Source organism: Buttiauxella noackiae (assembly GCF_000737905.1).
In the GTDB taxonomy this organism is placed as follows: Bacteria; Pseudomonadota; Gammaproteobacteria; order Enterobacterales; family Enterobacteriaceae; genus Buttiauxella; species Buttiauxella noackiae.
The window spans coordinates 44,139-67,515 of the sequence record NZ_JPRU01000008.1 but is presented as its reverse complement, the minus strand read 5'-3'; the positions used below and the strand labels follow the sequence as shown (position 1 = coordinate 67,515).

Below are 23,377 nucleotides of genomic sequence, written 5' to 3'. Positions count from 1 at the left end.
CCTTTTTTAACAAAAGAGAATTGCTGTGAAAGTGTTAACTGTTTTTGGCACGCGCCCGGAAGCTATTAAAATGGCTCCTCTGGTCGATGCGTTGGCAAAAGACGCGTTTTTTGACGCAAGAGTATGCGTGACAGCGCAGCATCGTGAGATGTTGGATCAAGTGCTGAATTTATTTTCTATCGAGACGGATTATGATTTAAACATCATGAAACCGGGGCAGGGACTTACGGAAATTACCTGCCGCATTCTCGAAGGACTGAAGCCGATCCTTGAGTCATTCAAGCCTGATGTTGTGCTGGTTCATGGTGATACTACGACTACAGTTGCCACTAGTCTTGCCGCATTTTATCAGCGCATTCCTGTCGGTCATGTTGAAGCAGGTCTGCGTACTGGAGACCTTTACTCTCCGTGGCCGGAAGAGGCGAACAGAACTTTGACCGGGCATTTGGCTATGTATCACTTCGCCCCAACCGAGAATTCTCGACAAAACTTATTACGTGAAAATATCAGTGACAATAAGATTTTCGTCACCGGTAATACGGTGATTGATGCGCTGATTTCTGTTCGCGATCGCGTACTTGCCGATGATGCTTTGCATAGTTCTCTTGCGCAGTGTTATCCATTCCTGGATAGCAGCAAAAAGCTGATTTTGGTCACTGGCCACCGTCGTGAAAGCTTTGGTGATGGTTTTGAGCGCATTTGCCACGCACTGGCACAGATTGCCAAAGAAAACAGTGACGTCCAGATTGTTTACCCTGTGCACCTGAACCCGAATGTCAGCGAGCCTGTGACGCGCATTCTTGGCGATGTCAAAAATGTGGTGCTGATTGACCCACAAGAATATTTACCGTTTGTCTACTTGATGAACCATGCATATCTGATTCTGACTGACTCAGGTGGCATTCAGGAAGAAGCACCGTCATTGGGTAAACCGGTGTTAGTCATGCGTGATACCACTGAGCGCCCTGAAGCCGTTGATGCAGGAACCGTTCGTCTGGTCGGTACGGATACACAAGAAATTGTTCGCCAGGTTACGCGCTTATTGAAAGACGAAAATGAATATCAAGTTATGAGTCGCGCACATAATCCTTATGGTGATGGTAAGGCTTGTGAGCAAATTTTGGCTGCATTGAAAAAGAATCAGGTGACACAACAATGAGTTTTGCAACCATCTCTGTTATTGGTCTGGGTTATATCGGTTTACCAACTGCGGCGGCATTTGCTTCAAAACAGCGAAACGTTGTTGGTATCGATATTAACCAACATGCTGTAGACACCATTAATCGTGGTGCTATTCATATTGTTGAACCAGACCTGGATAAGGTGGTTAAAACGGCTGTAGAAGGCGGATTTTTGCGCGCCAGCATACAGCCTGTTGAAGCTGATGCTTTTTTGATTGCAGTGCCAACGCCTTTCAAAGGCGATCATGAACCTGACATGGTTTTTGTTAAAGCGGCAGCAGAATCTATAGCACCAGTGCTAAAAAAAGGCGCTCTGGTGATTTTGGAATCAACTTCTCCAGTTGGCTCCACCGAACAAATGGCGGGTTGGTTAGCGGATCTGCGTCCTGACCTGACTTTCCCTCACCAGGCTGGCGAAGCAGCAGATATCAATGTTGCCTATTGCCCTGAGCGCGTGTTGCCGGGCCAGGTGATGGTTGAGCTTATCAAAAATGATCGCGTTATTGGCGGCATGACGCCCGTTTGCTCTGCTCGCGCCAGCGAGCTTTACAAAATCTTCCTTGAAGGCGAGTGCGTGGTGACGAATTCCCGCACAGCTGAAATGTGCAAACTAACCGAGAATAGCTTCCGTGATGTGAATATCGCATTCGCCAACGAGCTATCGCTGATTTGTGCGGCTCAAGAGATCAACGTATGGGAGTTGATTCGTCTGGCTAATCGCCATCCGCGAGTCAATATTCTGCAACCTGGCCCGGGAGTTGGTGGGCACTGTATTGCCGTTGATCCCTGGTTTATCGTTGCTCAAAACCCTGAACAAGCGCAGCTGATTCGCACTGCACGTGAAGTCAACGATGGCAAACCACACTGGGTAGTAAACCAGGTGAAGGCCGCTGTCGCAGATTGTCTGGCAGAAACGGGTAAACGATCGAGTGAAATTACTATTGCCTGCTTTGGTCTTGCGTTTAAACCCAATATTGATGACTTGCGTGAAAGCCCTGCCATGGAAATCACACAACTTCTGAGCAGCTGGCATAGCGGTACAACACTTGCCGTTGAGCCAAATATCCATGAGTTGCCGAAAAAACTGAGCGGACATTGTGAGTTAGCCACGACAGAAGAGGCTCTTGAACAAGCCGATGTGCTGGTTATGTTGGTTGATCATCAATCGTTCAAAGCCATTCCTGGCGCGCAAGTTCAACAGCGGTGGATTGTTGATACCAAAGGAGTCTGGCGCTAAGTTCCGCCAGCAGCGGGTGAGGCCGATGACGACATTCTCGAATCCTGTTTACGCCCGGATTGAATCTCTTAGTTGGGAAAATCAATTCTTTGCCGTCAACAGCGGAATCCTTCGTATTGAAGATGGTGCGCCACTGCTTACGGCGCAACGTCTTGATACCTTTTCCCGTGTACAGGCGAAAATATCCGGCCAGCAAACCGTCTTGCTGGATGGTTTGCAACTGCTCGGATTTAAGCTGGTTGAAGGAGAAGTTGACCTTGCACTGGCAGTTGGCACGCAAAATGCTGCGACTTCTGTAGAGCTGGCAACAAGTGCTGATATTCCTGTTTTGCGAGATTTGGCCGCTAAAATTTTTACACAAAGCCGCTTTCGTGCACCCTGGTATCAACCCGCTGACAGTGGTCGTTTTTACGCGCAGTGGGTTGAAAACGCTGTGCTGGGCACCTTTGACCATGAATGCCTGTTGTTGAGGAACGGTGGCGCGATTCAGGGCTTTGTGAGCATGCGTCAACTTAATGAGAGCGAGGCGCGAATTGGTTTGTTGGCAGGACGAGGTGTGGGTGGTCAGTTAATGAATGCCGCACGTTTTTGGTGTCAGCAACGCGGAGTAGAAACGCTGCGCGTGGCAACGCAAACCAGTAATACCGCAGCCCTGCGACGTTATATTCAAAGCGGTGCCAATATTGAAAGCACCGCCTTCTGGTTATACAGGTGAAAAAATGATCCCATTTAATGCTCCTCCAGTAGTAGGTACGGAAATCGAATACATGCAGGCTGCAATGGGTAGCGGCAAGCTCTGTGGTGACGGTGGTTTCACCCGTCGTTGTCAGCAATGGATGGAGCATCGCTTCGGCAGCAAAAAAGTTCTGCTCACCCCTTCCTGTACTGCATCGCTGGAAATGGCAGCGTTACTGTTGAATATTGAACCCGGCGATGAAGTGATTATGCCGAGTTATACTTTTGTTTCTACTGCCAACGCTTTTGTGTTGCGTGGTGCAAAAATCGTCTTTGTCGACGTGCGCCCGGACACCATGAATATTGATGAAAAGCTGATTGAAGCGGCAATTACTGAGAAGACTCGCGTGATTGTGCCTGTTCATTACGCTGGTGTAGCTTGTGAAATGGACACCATAATGGCCATTGCCAACAAACATAATCTGTTTGTGGTTGAAGATGCCGCACAAGGCGTGATGTCGACCTACAAAGGCCGCGCATTGGGCTCAATTGGTCATATTGGTTGCTTCAGCTTCCATGAAACCAAAAATTACACGGCAGGTGGTGAAGGTGGTGCGACCCTGATTAACGATCCATCGTTGATTGAGCGCGCAGAAATCATTCGTGAAAAAGGCACTAACCGTAGTCAGTTTTTCCGTGGGCAGGTGGACAAATATACCTGGCGTGATATCGGTTCAAGTTACTTGATGGCCGATCTCCAGGCGGCTTATCTTTGGGCGCAGTTGGAAGCGGCAGAAAAGATTAACCAGCAGCGTCTGAAGCTGTGGCATGCCTATCATGATGCCCTGGCTCCGTTGGCAAAAGCCGGGCGCATTGAACTGCCGTCTGTTCCAAAAGACTGTGTGCAGAATGCGCATATGTTTTATATCAAACTGCGTGATATCGAAGACCGTAGTGCTCTGATCGCGTATCTGAAAGAAGCAGAAATTCTGGCGGTGTTCCACTACATCCCATTGCATGACTGCCCAGCCGGTGAGAAGTTTGGTTACTTCCATGGCGAAGATCGTTTCACTACTCAAGAAAGTGAGCGCCTGCTGCGCTTGCCGCTGTTCTATAACTTATCTCCTGCTAACCAACGTACTGTCATTAATACGTTGTTAAGCTTCTTCTCCTGATATGTCGCTTGCGAAAGCCTCAGTGTGGACCGCCGGGTCCACACTGGTAAAAATCGCTGCCGGTTTGTTGGTGGTAAAGCTGCTCGCTGTGGCATTTGGGCCGAGTGGGGTTGGGCAAGCTGGAAACTTCCGCCAGATGGTTACGGTATTAGGCGTGCTTGCCGGAGCGGGCATCTTCAATGGCGTGACAAAATATGTCGCGCAGTATCACGACCAGCCTGAGCAACTTCGGAAAGTCATTGGTACATCGTCGGCGATGGTTCTGGGCTTCTCCACCCTGTTAGCTATCATTTTTGTGGTTGCAGCAAAGCCAATCAGCATTGGCTTGTTTGGGCATGGCGATTATCAAGGTTTAGTACGTCTGGTGGCGCTAGTTCAGATGGGGATTGCCTGGGCGAACTTGTCGTTAGCCATCATGAAAGGGTTTCGTGATGCTGCCGGTAATGCGCTGGCACTGATTGGTGGCAGTATTATTGGCGTGATTGCCTATTACCTCTGCTATCGCCTCGGCGGCTATCAAGGTGCGTTGTTGGGCCTGGCGTTAGTGCCTGCACTGGTGCTCATTCCTGCGGGGATTATGCTGGTTCGCCGCGAACACGTGCCGCTTAGTTATCTGAAACCGCAGTGGGATAAAGTGTATGCCAGCAGCCTAGGTAAATTCACCATCATGGCGCTAATCACCTCGGTGACACTGCCGGTCGCTTACGTGATGATGCGAAATTTGCTGGCGGCCCACTACAGTTGGGATGATGTCGGGATCTGGCAGGGTGTGAGCAGCATTTCCGATGCTTATCTGCAATTCATCACCGCCTCGTTTAGCGTTTATCTTTTGCCAACGCTCTCGCGCTTAACCAGCAAACATGACATCAGCCGTGAGATTGTTCGTTCCCTGAAGTTCGTTCTGCCCGCTGTAGCTCTGGCAAGTTTCACCGTCTGGCTGTTACGCGACTTCGCGATTTGGCTGCTTTTCTCGCATAAATTTATTGCGATGCGTGATCTCTTCGCCTGGCAGTTGGTAGGCGATGTGCTGAAAGTCGGCTCATATGTGTTTGGATATCTGGTGATAGCGAAAGCATCACTTCGCTTCTATGTTTTGACTGAAATCAGCCAGTTTGCGTTGTTGACTGGTTTTTCACATTGGCTTATACCTGCGCACGGTGCTTTAGGGGCTGCTCAGGCTTATATGGCAACGTATATTATTTATTTCACGCTCTGTTGCAGCGTTTTCCTCATTTATCGTAGACGAGCATGACAACACTGATTCACGTTTTGGGATCGGATATCCCGCATCATAACCAAACGGTGCTGCGCTTCTTCAATGATGCTCTGGCTGCCTCAAATCCGCATGCGCGCCAGTTTATGGTGGTCTCGAAGGACGACTCACTTTTGTCCTCTTTTCCAACTCTTCTTGTGACACTCTATCCAACGAAAAAAGCGTTGGCGCAGGCCGTTGTGGCAAAAGCGCGTGCCAATCGCCAGCAACGCTTTTTCTTTCATGGTCAGTTTAACAGCTCACTGTGGATTGCGTTGCTGACTGGTGGCTTGAAACCAGCTCAGATGAACTGGCACATTTGGGGCGCCGATCTTTACGAGGCCTCAAAAAGTCTCAAGTTTCGGGCGTTTTACTTACTGCGAAGAATTGCGCAGGGCCGAGTGGGGAGAGTGTTTGCAACACGAGGTGACCTGAATTATTTCCATCAGCACCACCCGCAGGTTCCAGGGGAGTTAATTTACTTTCCGACGCGTATGGACCCGTCTCTCAATACTCTGGCCAGCAGTGAAGAAAAAGTTGGCAAAATGACGATTCTGGTAGGTAACTCTGGCGATCGTAGCAACCAGCATATTGCAGCATTAAAAGCGATTCATACTCAGTTTGGTGATTCGGTGCGCGTGGTCGTGCCGATGGGCTATCCAACCAATAATGACGCTTACATCAATGAAGTTCAGCAAGCTGGACTTGCGCTATTTAGTAAAGAAAACCTACATATACTGAAGGAAAGCATGGGCTTTGATGATTATCTGGCTCTTTTGCGCCAGTGCTCGCTGGGCTATTTCATTTTTGACCGCCAGCAAGGTATTGGCACGCTTTGTTTGCTGATTCAGGCGGGTATTCCTTGCGTATTGAGTCGTAAAAATCCTTTCTGGCAGGATATGACTGAGCAGTATATTCCGGTGTTGTTTGCAGGCGATCTGCTTGATGAGTCGGTGGTGCGCGAAGCACAGCGTCAATTACGCTTACTGGACAAGCAACAGATTGCTTTCTTTAACCCTAATTATATAGACGGCTGGAAGCGGGCGCTGGACGTAGCATCAGGAGAAGGCGCATGAGTTTGCTGGAGTTTGGCGGTTTATTTGCGGTCTGGTTTTTATCAGTGATGTTCATTGGTATTTTAACGTACCAGGAATTCCGCCGGGTGCGTTTCAATTTCAATGTGTTCTTCTCATTACTGTTTTTGCTGACGTTTTTCTTTGGCTTCCCCTTCACCTGTACGTTGGTATTTCGTTTCGGGGTCTCGGTTGTACCGGCAGATGTACTGTTGCAAGCGCAACTCGCTGCCGTTTGCTTCTATGGTATTTACTATGTCGCCTACAAAACACGGTTGCGGGAGAAGCGAACTACAGAGGTTCGGCGTCAGTTGTTTACTATGAACCGTGTTGAAACTCACCTGACATGGGCAATGCTGATGGTGGTGGCGCTGGTGAGTGTTGGCATCTTCTTTATGCATAACGGTTTTTTACTGTTTAAGTTGCATTCATACAGTCAGATCTTCTCGAGTGAAGTGTCAGGTGTTGCGTTAAAACGTTTCTTCTACTTTTTCATCCCTGCGATGCTGGTGGTCTATTTTCTTAAGCAAGATGGCCGTGCCTGGATGTTTTTCCTGGTGAGCACCGTGGCGTTTGGTCTGCTGACCTACATGATTGTTGGTGGGACTCGGGCCAATATTATCATCGCGTTCGCCATCTTTTTGTTCATCGGTATTATTCGCGGCTGGATCTCGCTGTGGATGCTGGCGGCGGCGGGTGTATTTGGCATCGTAGGTATGTTCTGGCTGGCATTGAAACGTTATGGGCTTAACGTCAATGGTGAAGAGGCGTTTTACACCTTCTTGTACCTGACTCGCGATACCTTTTCACCCTGGGAAAATTTAGGGTTGCTGCTGCAGAATTACGACAAAATTGAGTTCCAGGGTCTGGCACCAATCGTACGTGATTTCTATGTCTTTATTCCGACGTGGTTATGGCCTGGCCGTCCGGGGATTGTCCTGAATAGTGCGAACTACTTTACCTGGGAAGTTCTTAACAACCACTCTGGTCTGGCAATTTCACCAACGTTAATCGGTTCACTGGTGGTTATGGGCGGCGTGTGGTTTATCCCATTAGGCGCAGTTGTAGTCGGACTGATTATTAAATGGTTCGACTGGTTGTATGACCTGGGTAATCGTGAGACCAACAAGTACAAAGCCGCCATTTTGCATAGTTTCTGCTTTGGGGCGATTTTTAACATGATTGTTTTGGCACGTGAGGGATTGGACTCTTTTGTCTCCCGAGTAGTGTTTTTCATGGTTATCTTTGGTGTCTGTTTGCTGTTTGCGAAGCTGCTTTACTGGCTATTTGATAGCGCGGGGTTGATACATCAACGTCTACGCCGTTCACCGCAAGTTGTTTCTGGCTCTCAAAATGTATCGCAGGGAATATCATGACAGAACTCACGACAGCCCCTTCTTATACGATTCGTGGCTTGAGCCTTCTGGGCTGGCGCGATATGCAGCATGCATTGGATTATCTCTACGCAGGAGGTGAGCTGCGTAGCGGTACGCTGGTTGCGATTAATGCTGAGAAAATCCTTACCGCGGAACGTGATCAAGAAGTACGAACGTTAATCGATAACGCAGAATACAAATACGCTGACGGTATCAGTGTGGTGCGCTCGATTCGCAAAAAGTTTCCAGGTGCCGTTGTGTCGCGCGTTCCGGGAGCCGATCTCTGGGAAGCTTTAATGCAACGTGCAGGTGGAGAAGGTACTCCGGTTTTCCTGATCGGTGGTAAACCTGAAATACTGGCGCAAACCGAAGCCAAACTGCGTAAGCAGTGGAACGTCAATATTGTTGGTAGCCAGGATGGATACTTTAAAGCCGAGCAGCAGCAGGTTTTGTTTGAGCGTATCCGGGAAAGTGGTGCCGCTATTATCACTGTAGCGATGGGATCACCACGGCAGGAGCTCTTTATGCGCGATTGCCGCAAGGTTTACCCTGATGCCCTGTATATGGGTGTGGGTGGAACATACGATGTCTTTACCGGGCACGTAAAACGCGCACCAAAAATCTGGCAAAACTTGGGTCTTGAATGGTTGTATCGCTTATTGTCGCAACCGAGCCGCATCACACGGCAAATAAAGTTGCTGCGTTATCTGGCCTGGCATTATACCGGTCGGCTATAAAATGCGGTTCGGCACCCTATTAAAGTGAGTATTACGGCTGAATTTGGCTGGATAATCATCAGAATGTGCAAAGCGTAACCAAATGCGCATTTTATTTAAATAAGCACTAGACAGCTGAGCATGAAGCCCGTAATATCCGACCCCGCAACGGCGCTATGCGCCCGTAGCTCAGCTGGATAGAGCGCTGCCCTCCGGAGGCAGAGGTCTCAGGTTCGAATCCTGTCGGGCGCACCATTGATTGAATGGGGCCAGAGCTGCGGCGGTACTTCTTGTTAAGAAGGTGGACCGCGCGAAAAGATTTACAGTGGTGGCTATAGCTCAGTTGGTAGAGCCCTGGATTGTGATTCCAGTTGTCGTGGGTTCGAGTCCCATTAGCCACCCCATTAATTTAGTGATATTGCGAAGGTGGCGGAATTGGTAGACGCGCTAGCTTCAGGTGTTAGTGTTCTTACGGACGTGAGGGTTCAAGTCCCTCTCTTCGCACCATCTCTAAGTTGAAAGCAGTAAGATGTAAATGCAGTATTTCGGCGAGTAGCGCAGCTTGGTAGCGCAACTGGTTTGGGACCAGTGGGTCGGAGGTTCGAATCCTCTCTCGCCGACCAAATTTAGAAAAGACCAACCTTCGGGTTGGTCTTTTTGCATTTGTAGTTTATAGAAAAAGAGAATCTCCGAAGAGGGTTTGAGCCGAGCGAAGTGAAACAACGTTGCTTTAGCTACGGCCTGTAGGGTAACCCCTCTCTCCCATTCAATTTGAAAAAGCCAACATTCGCGTTGGCTTTTTTGCGTCTGCAGTTTAGGGCTTCGTCGGTGGGATTAGCACGGCGACATCCGACAAAATCGCTAATCTAAAACCTCGTCTCAAAACCACGACATCGCGATTTTTATTGTCGCTGTTTGGTGACTATTAACTCATTGATAAAAAGTAATAATTCCAAACTCTAACTTAAGTGTCTCTAAAAAGAGACACTATCGCAGTGCTTCTCAGGTGCAAAAATAGCCCACCTATTGCCAGAGGAGCCCGAGATAACATCATGAATATAAAATGATTCCTGGTAACGGGTAATTATGAATTCAAACCTGGCATGCATCGTGCAATAATATACCTGTAGATGCTCATTCCACTTCTTATGTTTGCTTAGGCTTCATAAACCCAGGAATGACGCAGAGCCGATTACGGTGCTTATCGTCCACCGACAGATGTCGTCTTTCAGACCTCATCCAACACCATGGACATAACGTTGAGTGAAGCACCACTTAGTTGTCTTAAAGACCTGTTTTGACACCTGCCAATTGGCAGGTGTTTTTTTTGCATTGAGGAAATAGATAAGGGCGACAGTTAGCGCCCTTGGGGTGTTATGAATTGGGGTTGTTTTGCAGGGTTAGCAGCAGGCCATCACGGCGCATCAAGGCCGCCTCTTCTGGGTTGTGCAGACGATCCAGGCAATCAGCCAACCATGCATAATCAAAGGCATCAGGACGCTGTTTGAGTGCTTCACGGAAAGCCTCGCTTGCCTGTTGCCATTCACCGTGTTTCATCAATAACTGACCGAGTGTGCTATTGAGCAATGGGCGATCGCCTTGTGTCTTGATCTGCTGGCGAAGGGCTTTTTCAAGTTGCTCCGGGTTGCCTGATTTCAGACGTGGCATCAGTAAAATCAAACGCTCGTCGTACTGGCGTTTTAGGCCATCAAGAATGATTTCCTGTGCTGCATCATGATCGTCACACTCAATAAGATGCTCCGCCATCGCCACCTGTAGTACGGTTTCATGGCGTGTCTTACGGCTTTGATTCTTCCACCAGGTCTTCAGCCCATCATTACCCTGATCAGCCATCGCTTGGTCCATCAAGCCAATCCAGGCTTGTTGTTGCAGCATGGCACGGTGTGCTTCATCGCCAACCTGTACTTTGTCCATCGCTGGCAAAATATCAAGCAGTGAACCCCATGCACCGGTACGAACATATGCCATTTCGGCAAGGCGCAGCACTTCAGGGTGACGTGGTGCGGTCTCCAGCAATTTATCCACGCCGTGGCGCGCAGCATGGTTTTCTTTACGCGCGAGTTGCAGGCGCACGCGGGTAATTTCTACCGGGAGTTGATCGCTATCTGCCAATTCGGCTGCACGTTCCAGATGCTGGTTTGCACGAATTTCATCGCCACGCTGTTGCGCTGCTTCAGCTGCCAACAAGTAGTTCACCACTGGTTGTTCAGCATGATCGGCGTTTTTCAGCATCAGCTTCTCAACTTGCTGATAGTCACCCTCTGCTAATTTCAGCAATGCAGCTTTGGTTTGCTTGCGCGCGCGACTGCTTTTGCGCCCAACAAACCAGCCACGAGTACGAGCCCCGGTACGGAAAACACGGCGCAGTATCCATTCAATAGCAAACAGCACCACCATTGTCAGGATCAGGATGATCACCAGACCTGTTACGCTGGTTTCGACGTTGTAATTGTCAGTTTGGATCAGCACATAACCCTGATGTCCGGCGAGCATTGGTCCAAGAACGATCCCGGCGATCAACAGCAGAAAGAGCAATAAGACTTTAATCATGCTTATTCTCCTTGAGTTGTTGCAGGCGCTTGTTCAGCGGGAGTGGTTGCGCTCGCAGCAGGTTGGGCAAGTAAATTACGTACCCGAGTCTGCATCAGCTTTTCCAGTAAAGGCTGGCTTTCCAGCGTCTGCGGAACATCCATATTGATGCTTTGCTGGCTAAGAGAATCCAGCTCATCAAGGAAGGATTTTGTTACGCTGTCGTTGGTGTCGTAATAGGCCCGAACCCAAGTGGAAACATTCTCCAGCGACTGTTTGTAGGTTTCATCCTGATGACGTGGAACCGCTTGTGCCGCAACCAGCAAGCGTGAACGAATATTCTCGCGCAGATAAACATCTTGATTTGGCGCTAATAAAGGAACGGCGGTTTCATCGCGGCGGCGAATAGTAATGAAACTATCCATAAAGTTGTGCCAGCTTTTAGTTAGATTTTCACGCCATTCCGTCACCGTGCTGGATAGTTCGCTGCCGTCAGAATCCATCGGCGTATCGTCACTATTGTTATCTGCAAGACGTAGATTATCGACCTGATTAGAAAGCTGATTAAGCTTGAGAATAATCCCGTCGTAGTCGACCTGAGTAATTGCTGATAACGCAGAAATATCGTCCGTCAGAGCACGGCGAACGCTAAGTAAGCTCGGGTCATTCATATCAGCGAGGCTGGCATCAGCACTTTTCAAAAGTGCGGCCGCAGTGGTGACATCCTGATCGCTCCACAATTTACGCCCGGCCAGTTTCACCAGGAAGTCGGATTGCGCTAACAACCAGGTTTTTGCATCGCTGCCGGAAATCGTGGCTACTTTTTGCTGCACTTCATCAAGTTCGCGAGCCAGATTTTCCTGCTGACGATCCGACTCCTGCAGTGCAGTTGCCTGCTGCTTGATGGTTGTTTCCAGAGAAGCTTGCTGCTGTTCTTGTTGCTTTTGTAAGGCGGTGAGCTGCGTTGCCAATGCATCGGTGTTGGCATTTTGCGCCGCTGCCTGATGCTTACCATAACTGTAAAGACCGCCACCTAACGCAAGGGCAATAGCAATGGCGATAGCACCTAGCGCAATTCCGGCAATACCACTACGATTTTTTTGTGGTGGCTGTTCTGAAAGCGGAGCGCTTTCTACCGCAGGTGTGGTCTCTTCAACCATGGCGGAGTTGTTTTGTTGTTCCGTCATTGTGGCGTCCCATATTGTTTCCCCTTCATACTTCAAGTTGCATGTACATTGGCCTCGCCTTACTGCAACTCAAATTATTTTGGGGATTGATTTATTGTAACGCGCGAAGCAGCGCGTCATTGTCTGCGTTATCGGCGACCCGAATATCTTGCCAGCCCAAATCCCGGGCAAGGTCTGCCAAACGCTCACTGACAACTAACAGTCGGCAGTGTAGTAACCAGTTTTTGCGATACCACTCCGGAATGAGTGCATAAAGTTGTTGTAGCATTTCACCGCTTGTCACGACCAGCGTTGAAACCCCACGTTCGCGCCAGCGAAAGGCTTCTTCCATTCCGTCATAAATTCTGGCACTTCTTTGGTAGCATTCGCAGAATGTCACTTCTGCACCGCGTTCAGTTAGTGTTTCACCTAATAGCTCGCGTCCACCGTTTCCACGTAAAATGAGTGCCCGCTTTCCGGCAACATTCTGTAATTCAGGTAATTGTAGCAACACTTCCGACGTTTCCCTGTCTTGCGGATAGCGAATCGGCAAATGGCTAACCGTGTGAAACGCTAAGGCTGTCGTACGCCCAATGGCAAACCAGGCAATATGTGAAGGCCAGGAGATGTCGTTTTGGCGTAATTGGGGGTGGGCATAATTTATGACGTGCTGCGATAACACGAACACCAGGTCGCCTTCATTCAGGCTTGCCAGCATCTGAGGCAGTTTGTTCAACTGTCGGCCGGGGGAAAACTCGATAAGTGGGAAGCTATACGCCACCTGCCCCAGTGCGCGCAGTCTGCTCACTAATTCGTCCCCGGCAGGGGAAGGGCGGGTGACAAGTATCGTCATGCCGGAGCATCTCCGTCATAAACGGCGGTAAGAATTTCGCGCGCGCCTTTATCGAGAAGCTCTTCCGCAAGCGAAATGCCCATGACTTCGGCATCTTCTGGTTTACCACGGCGTTCGCCACGCACCAGAATCGAACCGTCTGGCGCGCCAACTAATGCGCGCAGCCATAGCTCGCCATCTTTCAATTCAGCATAACTGCCAATCGGCACCTGGCAGCCGCCTTCGAGGCGCATGTTCATAGCGCGTTCAGCACAGACGCGAATTGCAGTCTCTTCATGGTTAAGTGAAGCAAGCAGCGCTTGAGTGTGTTCATCATCAAGACGGCATTCGATTCCCACCGCACCCTGGCCTACAGCGGGTAGAGATACTTCCGCAGGCAATGCGTAGCGAATACGTGATTGCAAGCCAAGACGGTTAAGCCCGGCTACCGCCAGAATAATTGCGTCATAGTCGCCGTTATCAAGTTTACCCAGACGAGTTCCCACATTGCCGCGCAATGAACGAATCACAAGGTCCGGGCGGCGCTCGGCGATCTGGCATTGGCGGCGGAGGCTGGAAGTGCCTACCACGCTGCCTGCCGGGAGAGAATCAAGACTAGAGAAATTATTGGAGACAAAAGCATCACGCGGATCGTCACGCTCGCAAATCGTCACTAACCCTAAGCCTTCAGGAAACTCGACTGGCACATCTTTCATTGAATGCACGGCGATATCCGCGCGCCCTTCAAGCAGCGCTAACTCTAATTCTTTGACAAACAATCCTTTGCCACCAACTTTCGCCAGCGGTGTATCAAGAATGATGTCGCCACGCGTAACCATAGGCACCAGTTCAACCGTGAGCTGGGGATGGCACGCCTCCAGGCGTTGTTTGACATAATGTGCTTGCCAGAGTGCTAATGGACTTTGGCGAGTGGCAATTCTTAATACATTGTCTAACATTGCTAGTTACCGTAATTATCGTCCCTGACCATCCTACCACTCTTCAAGGAAGGCTGTCAGTTTCAACGGGTTTGCGGAAAAGAGGGACATATTTCGTATTATGGAAGATAAAGCCGGTAGGCGGAGCGGAAGTTGGCGCGTAGCGCATCTTTCTTTACGGTCAACCAGCAAGGTGTTAAATTGATCACGTTTCCAGCAATTCTTTGCCTTGTCGTTTATAATAGAGGCAACAACTGGGAAACGGGTTTTTTCGTAATACTGAAACCATCAGGCGATATGTCTTGTACATCTATATTGAGACTCTTAAACAGAGACTGGATGCCATCAACCAACTGCGTGTAGATCGCGCACTTGCGGCAATGGGCCCTGCTTTTCAACAGGTCTACAGTCTTCTGCCAACATTGTTACATTATCATCACCCGCTGATGCCAGGTTACCTTGAGGGTAACGTTCCACACGGCATTTGCATCTACACGCCTGATGAAACCCAACGCCACTATCTTAACGAACTCGAATTGATGCGCGGTATGCCGCCGCAGAAATCAGAATCCGGTGAATTGCCTATCACGGGCCTCTATACCATGGGCAGTACATCGTCCGTTGGGCAGAGTTGTTCATCCGATCTGGATATTTGGGTTTGTCACCAGTCATGGCTCGATAATGACGAGCGTCAGTTGCTACAACGTAAATGTAGCGTGTTGGAAAGCTGGGCTGCATCTTTAGGTGTTGAAGTTAGCTTCTTCCTGATTGACGAAAACCGCTTCCGCCACAACGAAAGTGGCAGTCTGGGCGGCGAAGACTGTGGTTCAACACAACATATCTTGTTGCTGGACGAATTCTACCGTACAGCTGTGCGCCTGGCCGGGAAACGTATTCTTTGGAGTATGGTGCCGGGCGATGAAGAAGATCATTACGACGATTACGTAATGAGCCTCTACTCGCAGGGTGTGCTTACGCCAAACGAATGGTTGGATCTCGGTGGTTTAAGCTCTCTGTCAGCGGAAGAATACTTTGGAGCCAGCCTGTGGCAGCTCTATAAGAGTATTGATTCACCTTATAAAGCCGTGCTCAAAACGCTGCTGCTGGAAGCCTATTCCTGGGAATACCCGAATACTCGCTTACTGGCAAAAGACATTAAACAACGTCTGCATGATGGCGAGATAGTCTCTTTTGGGCTTGATCCTTACTGCATGATGCTGGAGCGTGTGACTCATTACCTCACGCAAATTGAAGACACGGCGCGTCTGGACTTAGTACGCCGCTGCTTCTATCTGAAAGTGTGCGAAAAACTGTCCCGTGAGCGTGCCTGTGTAGGCTGGCGTCGTGAAGTCTTAAGCCAACTGGTCAAAGACTGGGGCTGGGACGAGCTGCGTCTGGCGATGCTTGATAACCGCGCTAACTGGAAAATCGACCAGGTTCGCGATGCGCACAACGAACTCCTTGATGCGATGATGCAAAGCTATCGCAACCTGATTCGTTTCGCTCGCCGTAACAACCTGAGCGTCAGCGCAAGTCCGCAAGATATCGGTGTGTTGACCCGTAAATTGTATGCAGCGTTTGAAGCGCTACCAGGCAAAGTCACGCTGGTTAACCCGCAGATTTCTCCTGATTTGTCAGAGCCAAATCTGACCTTTATCCATGTTCCGCCAGGTCGTGCCAACCGTTCAGGTTGGTATCTCTACAACCGTGCGCCAAACATGGATTCCATCATCAGCCATCAACCGCTGGAATATAACCGTTATCTTAATAAGCTGGTGGCATGGGCCTACTTCAACGGCCTGCTGACTTCACGCACCCGCCTGTTTATTAAGGGCAACGGAATCTGTGATTTGCCAAAATTGCAGGAAATGGTTGCCGACGTTTCGCACCACTTCCCGCTGCGCCTGCCTGCGCCAACCGCAAAAGCGTTGTATAGCCCATGCGAAATTCGCCATTTGGCTATTATTGTTAACCTCGAATACGACCCGACTGCGGCATTCCGTAATCAGGTTGTTCATTTCGATTTCCGTAAGCTGGATGTGTTCAGCTTCGGGCAACAGCAACAGTGCCTGGTGGGAAGCGTTGACCTGCTTTACCGCAACTCCTGGAATGAAGTGCGTACCCTGCATTTCAACGGCGAGCAATCGATGATTGAGGCGCTGAAAACTATTCTGGGCAAAATGCACCAGGATGCAGCGCCGCCAGATAGTGTTGAAGTGTTCTGTTATAGCCAGCATCTGCGTGGGCTTATCCGCACACGCGTTCAGCAGCTGGTTTCTGAATGTATCGACTTCCGCTTGTCCAGCACACGCCAGGAACCTGGCCGTTTTAAAGCGCTGCGTATTTCAGGCCAAACGTGGGGGCTATTCTTCGAACGGCTGAGCGTTTCAGTGCAAAAACTGGAGAATGCAGTCGAGTTCTACGGTGCGATTTCCCACAACAAACTGCATGGTTTATCGGTGCAGGTTGAAACTAACCAGGTTCAGTTGCCGTCAGTGGTAGATGGGTTTGCCAGTGAAGGGATTATTCAATTCTTCTTTGAAGAAGCGAGTGAGGATCACGGGTTCAATATCTATATCCTCGATGAGACGAACCGCGCAGAGGTGTATCACCACTGTGAGGGCAGTAAAGAAGATTTAGTGCGTGATGTCAGCCGTTTCTACTCGTCTTCGCACGATCGTTTCACCTACGGCTCAAGCTTCATTAACTTCAACTTGCCGCAGTTCTATCAAATTGTGAAAGTCGATGGGCGCTCGCAGGTTATCCCGTTCCGCACCCAGACTATTACAGCAGCGACGCCGACTAATCATGATGATAGTAATGCGCCGCTACTTCAGCAGTACAGCAACAGCTAGCTAAAGCTAACTGGCTCACCTGCTTGCTGTGTGCAAGCTTCTTCAAGTAATGCCCAAAACTCTGCGCCGCTACGGTCACAAATCCATTTGTCGTCTTTCAGGTTAAAATGGTAACCGCCGCTTTTGGTGGCAAGCCAAACCTGATGGAGAGGCTCCTGGCGATTGATAATAATCTTGCTGCGGTTCTCAAAACTCAGGGTCAGCACGCCGCCATTGATTTCGCAGTCAATATCGCTATCACCATCCCAGTCATCCAGGCGTTCTTCGATTGTTGACCACAGGCCGTCAGCTAAGCGATGAAATTCACTGTCGTTCATGTCTTTTTCTCAGTTGTTCGTCTTGCGGGCAGTATAAAAGCAACACAGGTGAATAGAAAAGAGTATTGCTTTTCAGGGATCACCTGCGATGATAGACAGCAGAATATTGGCTTACAGGCATCTCAATAATGAAGAAAATTCTCTGCCCATTCGCTCTCATGCTGGCACTTTTTAGTCTTTCTGGCTGTGGCCTCAAAGGGCCTCTCTATTTCCCGCCAGCAGACGGTAAAACCAAGCCTACATCTCAGGTCACCCCTAAGCCACAGCCGCAATCAACCACACCAGATCGTAATAATCGTGGTACTGATAACGCGCCGACTCAGGTTGTCTACTAGCACATTATTAATAAGTAGCCGCGTATATGGAGCAGAAGATGCAGTTTTCGAAGATGCATGGCCTTGGCAATGACTTTATGGTCGTCGACGCGGTGACTCAAAACGTCTATTTCTCCCCTGAGCTTATCCGCCGTCTGGCCGACAGGCATTTGGGAGTGGGTTTTGATCAGTTGTTGGTGGTTGAACCGCCATACGATCCTGACCTCGATTTCCATTATCGTATTTTTAACGCCGATGGCAGCGAAGTCTCGCAATGCGGTAATGGTGCGCGTTGCTTTGCGCGTTTTGTGCGCCTGAAGGGGCTGACCAATAAACGTGATATTCGCGTTAGCACCGCCAATGGCCGCATGATTCTCAGCGTGACGGAAGATGAGTTGGTCCGCGTGAATATGGGCGAGCCCAATTTCGAGCCTTCTGCTGTGCCGTTCCGCGCAAACAAAGCGGAAAAGACCTATATTATGCGTGCCGCTGAACAAACCATTATGTGTGGTGTTGTGTCGATGGGTAATCCTCATTGCGTGATTCAGGTTGATGACGTAACAACGGCCGCTGTGGAAACACTGGGGCCAGTGATGGAAAACCATGAGCGTTTTCCTGAGCGTGCAAACATCGGCTTTATGCAGGTTGTAACCAAAGAACATATCCGTCTGCGCGTTTATGAACGTGGCGCCGGGGAAACACAAGCTTGTGGCAGCGGTGCTTGCGGCGCAGTTGCTGTGGGCATCTTGCAAGGGATACTTGCGGAAGAGGTTCGCGTTGAGCTGCCTGGTGGTCGTCTTGATATCGCCTGGAAAGGGCCGGGAACGCCGTTGTTTATGACCGGCCCAGCGGCCCACGTCTATGATGGGTTTATACATCTATGAAGAATGCCGAGGAACAGCAAGAAGCCGTATTGGAACTGGATGACCGAATGGTGGCGGAATATCTGCTGCGTCATCCCGATTTCTTTATTCGTAATGCCCAGCATGTAGAACAGATGCAAGTGCCGCATCCGGTACGTGGCACTGTTTCGTTGGTTGAGTGGCACATGGCGCGTAGCCGTAACCATATCAATTTCCTTGAAGAAAACATGACCCTGCTGATGGAGCAGGCGAGTGCCAACGAAGGTTTGTTCTATCGCTTACTGAAGTTGCAGGGCCGTCTGGCTTCTGCCACGAGTTTGCAGGATATGCTTAACCGCTTGCACCGTTGGGCGCGCGAAATGGGTCTGGCTGGCGCAAATGTGCGTCTTTTTGCGGACCGTTGGCGGATTGGTGCTCCTTCTGATTTTACCCATTTGGCACTGAATCGGCAGGCTTTCGAGCCGTTACGTATTCAACGTCTTGGGGGCCATCAGCATTATTTGGGGCCGTTAAATGGCCCTGAATTACTGGTTGTTTTACCTCAGGCGAAAGCCATTGGTTCAGTGGCCGTGTCTCTGATGGGCAGTGAGGCTGATTTAGGCGTGCTGGTTTTCAGTAGCCGCGACCCTCAGCATTACCAGGAAGGGCAAGGCACACAATTACTTCACGAACTGGCGCTGATGTTGCCAGACTTGCTGGAGCGCTGGGTCGAGCGAGTATGACGGCCTCCCCACTGCAACCTTTAGTCGACGGCTTTCTGCGCTACCTGAAAGTAGAACGCCAGTTAAGCCCGCTGACACTGCTCAACTATGGCCGCCAACTGGCCGCGATAATCACCCTCGCAGGCGAGATGAAAATGAGCACCTGGCAGCAGTGTGATGCCGCCGCGGTTCGCTCAATCACGGTTCGCAGCCGCAAGGCTGGCCTCGGGTCATCAAGCCTCGCATTACGTCTTTCTGCACTTCGTAGTTTCTTCGACTGGTGCGTGAGCCAGGGCGAACTCAAAGCTAATCCTGCAAAAGGCATTACTACGCCGAAAGCTGGCCGCCATCTGCCAAAAAATATCGACGTCGATGACGTTAGTCGTCTGCTGGATATCGACATCAACGACCCGCTTGCCGTGCGCGATCGCGCGATGCTTGAGGTGATGTACGGTGCGGGGCTGCGTCTTTCCGAACTGGTTAATATGGATTGTCGCCACATTGACCTTACGACAGGTGAAGTGTGGGTGATGGGTAAAGGCAGCAAAGAGCGCCGCGTGCCGATTGGCAAAACGGCGGTGACCTGGGTTGAGCACTGGCTTGACCTGCGCGAGCTTTTTGGCCCGGACGATGATGCGTTGTTTCTCTCAAAACAAGGGAAGCGAATTTCGACGCGCAACGTTCAAAAACGTTTTAGCGAGTGGGGGATAAAGCAGGGGCTGAACAGCCATGTCCATCCACACAAACTGCGTCACTCATTTGCCACGCACATGCTGGAGTCCAGCGGGGATTTGCGTGGTGTGCAGGAACTATTAGGCCACGCCAACCTTTCCACGACACAAATCTATACCCATCTCGACTTCCAACACTTAGCCACAGTGTATGATGCTGCGCATCCACGCGCTAAACGAGGGAAATCGTAATGCATTTTTACCGTCCACTTGGGCCTATTGCCGCGCTCACTTTTGATCTCGACGACACGCTGTATGACAACCGTGAGGTTATTCTACGCACCGAGCGCGAATCAATGAGCTTTGTGCAGAATTACCATCCGAAACTTAGCCATCTGCAAAGCCACGACTTTTTGCGCATTCGACATGCGCTGCGTCTCGCAGAACCCGATATTTATCACGATGTCACCGAATGGCGTCGTCGTGCCGTTGAACAGGCCATGTTAGACGTGGGCTTGTCAGCGGAAGAAGCCGCTGCAGGCGCGCAGGCTTCGATGGCGAATTTCGCTTACTGGCGTAGCCAAATCGACGTGCCGCAAGAAACGCACGACACATTAGCGAGACTCGCAGAAAAATGGCCGCTGGTGGCGATTACCAACGGTAATGCTGAACCCCATCTTTTTGGCCTCGATAAATATTTCAAGTTTGTGCTGCGCGCAGGCCCTCACGGCCGCTCTAAGCCATTTAACGACATGTATCACCTGGCAGCCGAAAAGCTGGATGTTCCGCTTGCCCATATTTTACATGTTGGCGATGACCTGACCACTGATGTTGCAGGATCTGTTCGCTGTGGAATGCAAGCCTGCTGGATAAACCTGCGTGATGGCGATCTGATGCAGATTGATGACAGCCGTTTATTGCCACATCTGGAAATTTCGCAGTTGGCATCCCTCACTGCGCTGATATAATCTGCTTGGTTCTGTATAAAATCACAGTATATTTCTATCTCCTCAACGGCGGTGCCAATGGACGTTTCTTACCTGCTCGACAGCCTTAATGACAAACAGCGCGAAGCCGTCGCGGCCACGCGTAGCAACATGCTGGTACTGGCTGGTGCAGGAAGCGGTAAGACACGCGTATTGGTGCATCGCATCGCGTGGTTGATTAGCGTAGAAAACTGCTCGCCATACTCCATTATGGCGGTGACGTTTACCAACAAAGCAGCGGCAGAAATGCGCCACCGTATCAGTCAGTTGATGGGAACCAGCCAGGGCGGCATGTGGGTTGGTACCTTCCATGGCCTTGCTCACCGCTTGCTGCGTGCGCATCACATGGACGCTAACCTGCCGCAGGATTTCCAAATACTGGATAGCGAAGATCAGCTGCGTTTGTTAAAGCGCCTGATTAAAGCCATGAATCTCGACGATAAACAGTGGCCAGCACGCCAGGCAATGTGGTTTATCAACGGTAAGAAAGATGAAGGGCTTCGCCCACATCATATTGAAAGCTATGGTAATCCGGTAGAGCAGACCTGGCAAAAAGTGTATCAGGCGTATCAGGAAGCCTGCGATCGCGCAGGGCTTCTGGACTTTGCCGAGCTATTGCTGCGTGCTCATGAACTCTGGCTGAACAAGCCACACATTCTCAACCACTACCGCGAACGCTTTACCAACATTCTGGTCGATGAATTCCAGGATACCAACAGCATCCAGTATGCATGGATCCGCATGCTGGCGGGTGATACCGGCAAAGTGATGATTGTTGGTGACGATGACCAGTCAATCTATGGCTGGCGCGGCGCGCAAGTTGAGAATATCCAACGTTTCCTGACCGACTTTCCTGGCGCGCAAACCATTCGCCTTGAGCAAAACTACCGCTCAACCAACAATATTCTAAATGCCGCCAACGCCCTGATTGCGAACAACTCAGGCCGCTTAGGCAAAGAGCTGTGGACGGATGGTAGCGATGGCGAGCCCATCTCGCTGTATTGTGCATTTAACGAATTAGATGAAGCGCGTTTTGTGGTTAACCGCATCAAAACGTGGCAGGAAGCGGGCGGTGCACTCGAGCAGTGCGCGATTCTTTACCGTAGCAACGCCCAATCGCGTGTGCTGGAAGAGGCATTGTTGCAGGTCGGCATGCCATACCGCATTTATGGCGGTATGCGCTTCTTCGAACGTCAGGAAATCAAAGACGCACTCTCGTATCTGCGCCTGATTGCTAACCGCAATGACGACGCGGCGTTTGAGCGCGTGGTAAACACGCCAACGCGTGGTATCGGCGACCGTACATTGGACGTGGTGCGCCAGACATCGCGCGACCAGCAACTGACAATGTGGCAAGCCTGCCGTTTGTTGCTTCAGGAAAAAGTGTTGGCGGGCCGTGCGGCTTCTGCATTGCAACGCTTTATGGAGCTTATCGACGCGCTGGCACATGAAACCATCGACATGCCGCTGCACGTACAAACTGACCGCGTTATCAAAGACTCGGGTCTGATGGTGATGTACGAGCAAGAAAAGGGCGAGAAAGGCCAGACGCGTATTGAAAACTTAGAAGAACTGGTCACGGCCACGCGCCAGTTCAGCTACCAGGATGAAGACGAAGACTTGATGCCGTTACAGGCATTCTTGTCTCATGCGGCGCTCGAAGCCGGAGAAGGGCAAGCCGATACATGGCAAGATGCAGTGCAACTGATGACGCTGCACTCAGCAAAAGGACTGGAGTTCCCGCAAGTATTTATCGTTGGTATGGAAGAGGGCATGTTCCCGAGCCAGATGTCACTGGATGAAGGTGGCCGCCTGGAAGAAGAACGTCGTCTTGCCTATGTGGGTGTGACGCGTGCGATGCAAAAACTCACACTGACCTACGCTGAAACCCGCCGTCTGTATGGCAAAGAGGTGTATCACCGCCCGTCACGCTTCATTGGCGAGCTGCCAGAAAACTGCGTGGAAGAAGTTCGCCTGCGTGCCAGTGTCAGCCGCCCGGTCAGCCACCAACGCATGGGCACGCCAATCTCTGAGAATGATTCAGGCTTCAAACTCGGGCAGCGTGTGCGCCATGCAAAATTTGGTGAAGGCACGGTCGTTAACCTGGAAGGGAGTGGTGAACACAGCCGTATTCAGGTGGCTTTCCCTGGGCAGGGAATTAAGTGGCTAGTTGCTGCTTATGCACGCCTTGAATCGGCGTAAATTAGCGAGTTAACTCATAGTTTTTCACGCTTTTGCTACCTTATAAATATCACCATAGTTTATTACTCCATGGTGTCCCGTTGCGTGTTGACGCCATATTTATGGTGGCGTAACATGCGCGCACGATTACGCTAAGAGGACACTCGCCTTGGACACACCCAGTAAATACTGGCTCAATAACCTGTCATCCAGGTACAACTTCTAAGGCTATCCTCGAATGCTGATAGCCTTAGTGGTTGTCGGCGACCTCATATCTCGTATATCCCGTCGCAATGAGTCAGACTTTTTAATGGTCTG

General features: G+C 50.3%; 21 protein-coding genes and 4 tRNA genes. 20 read left to right on the top strand and 5 right to left on the bottom strand.

The window, feature by feature from the left end; genetic code table 11:
• Positions 1 to 25 precede the first annotated feature (25 nt).
• From wecB to IX31_RS21385, 12 genes are all read left to right on the top strand, one after another.
• Positions 26 to 1,159, top strand: a complete 1,134-nt coding sequence (gene wecB, locus IX31_RS21440; protein ID WP_034461710.1) for a non-hydrolyzing UDP-N-acetylglucosamine 2-epimerase — start codon at positions 26 to 28, stop codon at positions 1,157 to 1,159.
• Positions 1,156 to 2,418, top strand: a complete 1,263-nt coding sequence (gene wecC / locus IX31_RS21435) for a UDP-N-acetyl-D-mannosamine dehydrogenase (RefSeq protein ID WP_034461708.1) — start codon at positions 1,156 to 1,158, stop codon at positions 2,416 to 2,418. The genes wecB and wecC overlap by 4 nt, the downstream gene beginning before the upstream one ends.
• Positions 2,419 to 2,443: 25 nt before the next feature.
• Positions 2,444 to 3,133 carry a dTDP-4-amino-4,6-dideoxy-D-galactose acyltransferase gene (rffC, locus tag IX31_RS21430; protein ID WP_034461706.1) on the top strand — a complete coding sequence of 230 codons (690 nt, stop codon included), beginning with the start codon at positions 2,444 to 2,446 and terminating at the stop codon, positions 3,131 to 3,133.
• A gap of 4 nt (positions 3,134 to 3,137) precedes the next feature.
• Positions 3,138 to 4,268 (top strand): dTDP-4-amino-4,6-dideoxygalactose transaminase, encoded by a 1,131-nt coding sequence (gene rffA, locus IX31_RS21425; RefSeq protein ID WP_034461705.1) that lies wholly within the window; start codon positions 3,138 to 3,140, stop codon positions 4,266 to 4,268.
• A gap of 1 nt (position 4,269) precedes the next feature.
• A complete protein-coding gene (gene wzxE, locus IX31_RS21420) occupies positions 4,270 to 5,520 on the top strand; it encodes a lipid III flippase WzxE (RefSeq protein WP_034461704.1) in 1,251 nt (416 codons plus the stop codon).
• A complete protein-coding gene (locus IX31_RS21415) occupies positions 5,517 to 6,596 on the top strand; it encodes a TDP-N-acetylfucosamine:lipid II N-acetylfucosaminyltransferase (protein ID WP_034461702.1) in 1,080 nt (359 codons plus the stop codon). The genes wzxE and IX31_RS21415 overlap by 4 nt, the downstream gene beginning before the upstream one ends.
• Positions 6,593 to 7,969 (top strand): ECA oligosaccharide polymerase, encoded by a 1,377-nt coding sequence (gene wzyE / locus IX31_RS21410; protein WP_034461700.1) that lies wholly within the window; start codon positions 6,593 to 6,595, stop codon positions 7,967 to 7,969. The genes IX31_RS21415 and wzyE overlap by 4 nt, the downstream gene beginning before the upstream one ends.
• The gene (wecG, locus tag IX31_RS21405) at positions 7,966 to 8,706 is read left to right on the top strand and encodes a lipopolysaccharide N-acetylmannosaminouronosyltransferase (protein WP_034461698.1); all 741 of its coding nucleotides are present in this window, start codon (positions 7,966 to 7,968) and stop codon (positions 8,704 to 8,706) included. Before wzyE ends, wecG begins: the two co-directional genes overlap by 4 nt.
• Before the next feature lie 157 nt (positions 8,707 to 8,863).
• Positions 8,864 to 8,940 (top strand) — tRNA-Arg (locus IX31_RS21400).
• Between the two features lie 73 nt (positions 8,941 to 9,013).
• A tRNA-His gene (locus IX31_RS21395) sits at positions 9,014 to 9,089 on the top strand.
• Between the two features lie 16 nt (positions 9,090 to 9,105).
• A tRNA-Leu gene (locus IX31_RS21390) sits at positions 9,106 to 9,192 on the top strand.
• A 39-nt stretch (positions 9,193 to 9,231) separates the two neighbouring features.
• Positions 9,232 to 9,308 (top strand) — tRNA-Pro (locus IX31_RS21385).
• A 751-nt stretch (positions 9,309 to 10,059) separates the two neighbouring features.
• On the opposite strand, the gene hemY is transcribed toward IX31_RS21385, so the two are convergent.
• From hemY to hemC, 4 genes are all read right to left on the bottom strand, one after another.
• The gene (gene hemY, locus IX31_RS21380; protein WP_034461697.1) at positions 10,060 to 11,256 is read right to left on the bottom strand and encodes a protoheme IX biogenesis protein HemY; all 1,197 of its coding nucleotides are present in this window, start codon (positions 11,254 to 11,256) and stop codon (positions 10,060 to 10,062) included.
• 2 nt (positions 11,257 to 11,258) lie between these two features.
• Positions 11,259 to 12,422: a uroporphyrinogen-III C-methyltransferase gene (gene hemX, locus IX31_RS21375; protein ID WP_034461696.1), complete on the bottom strand. Its 1,164-nt coding sequence runs from the start codon at positions 12,420 to 12,422 to the stop codon at positions 11,259 to 11,261.
• 91 nt (positions 12,423 to 12,513) lie between these two features.
• Positions 12,514 to 13,254: a uroporphyrinogen-III synthase gene (hemD, locus tag IX31_RS21370; RefSeq protein ID WP_034461695.1), complete on the bottom strand. Its 741-nt coding sequence runs from the start codon at positions 13,252 to 13,254 to the stop codon at positions 12,514 to 12,516.
• Positions 13,251 to 14,192, bottom strand: a complete 942-nt coding sequence (hemC, locus tag IX31_RS21365; RefSeq protein WP_034461694.1) for a hydroxymethylbilane synthase — start codon at positions 14,190 to 14,192, stop codon at positions 13,251 to 13,253. Before hemC ends, hemD begins: the two co-directional genes overlap by 4 nt.
• A gap of 281 nt (positions 14,193 to 14,473) precedes the next feature.
• On the opposite strand from hemC, the gene cyaA reads away from it, so the two are divergent.
• Positions 14,474 to 17,026: a class I adenylate cyclase gene (gene cyaA, locus IX31_RS21360; RefSeq protein WP_034461693.1), complete on the top strand. Its 2,553-nt coding sequence runs from the start codon at positions 14,474 to 14,476 to the stop codon at positions 17,024 to 17,026.
• On the opposite strand, the gene cyaY is transcribed toward cyaA, so the two are convergent.
• Positions 17,023 to 17,343, bottom strand: coding sequence for an iron donor protein CyaY (cyaY, locus tag IX31_RS21355; protein ID WP_034461692.1), 321 nt, complete (start codon positions 17,341 to 17,343; stop codon positions 17,023 to 17,025). The genes cyaA and cyaY overlap by 4 nt on opposite strands.
• A gap of 128 nt (positions 17,344 to 17,471) precedes the next feature.
• On the opposite strand from cyaY, the gene lptM reads away from it, so the two are divergent.
• The 7 genes from lptM to ysgD all read left to right on the top strand — a co-directional run bounded on the left by lptM (position 17,472) and on the right by ysgD (position 23,285).
• Entirely contained in the window at positions 17,472 to 17,678 is a 207-nt protein-coding gene (gene lptM / locus IX31_RS21350) for an LPS translocon maturation chaperone LptM (RefSeq protein ID WP_034461690.1), read from the top strand.
• 38 nt (positions 17,679 to 17,716) lie between these two features.
• Positions 17,717 to 18,541 carry a diaminopimelate epimerase gene (dapF, locus tag IX31_RS21345; protein WP_034461689.1) on the top strand — a complete coding sequence of 275 codons (825 nt, stop codon included), beginning with the start codon at positions 17,717 to 17,719 and terminating at the stop codon, positions 18,539 to 18,541.
• Positions 18,538 to 19,242 carry a DUF484 domain-containing protein gene (locus tag IX31_RS21340; protein ID WP_034461688.1) on the top strand — a complete coding sequence of 235 codons (705 nt, stop codon included), beginning with the start codon at positions 18,538 to 18,540 and terminating at the stop codon, positions 19,240 to 19,242. Before dapF ends, IX31_RS21340 begins: the two co-directional genes overlap by 4 nt.
• Complete coding sequence (xerC, locus tag IX31_RS21335) at positions 19,239 to 20,144, top strand: tyrosine recombinase XerC (RefSeq protein ID WP_034461687.1); 906 nt, start codon at positions 19,239 to 19,241, stop codon at positions 20,142 to 20,144. The genes IX31_RS21340 and xerC overlap by 4 nt, the downstream gene beginning before the upstream one ends.
• Positions 20,144 to 20,860, top strand: coding sequence for a 5-amino-6-(5-phospho-D-ribitylamino)uracil phosphatase YigB (gene yigB, locus IX31_RS21330; protein ID WP_034461686.1), 717 nt, complete (start codon positions 20,144 to 20,146; stop codon positions 20,858 to 20,860). The genes xerC and yigB overlap by 1 nt, the downstream gene beginning before the upstream one ends.
• Positions 20,861 to 20,917: 57 nt before the next feature.
• Positions 20,918 to 23,080 (top strand): DNA helicase II, encoded by a 2,163-nt coding sequence (gene uvrD, locus IX31_RS21325; protein ID WP_034461685.1) that lies wholly within the window; start codon positions 20,918 to 20,920, stop codon positions 23,078 to 23,080.
• A gap of 148 nt (positions 23,081 to 23,228) precedes the next feature.
• Positions 23,229 to 23,285 (top strand): YsgD/CorL family protein, encoded by a 57-nt coding sequence (gene ysgD, locus IX31_RS23840; protein WP_367597360.1) that lies wholly within the window; start codon positions 23,229 to 23,231, stop codon positions 23,283 to 23,285.
• Positions 23,286 to 23,377 lie beyond the last annotated feature (92 nt).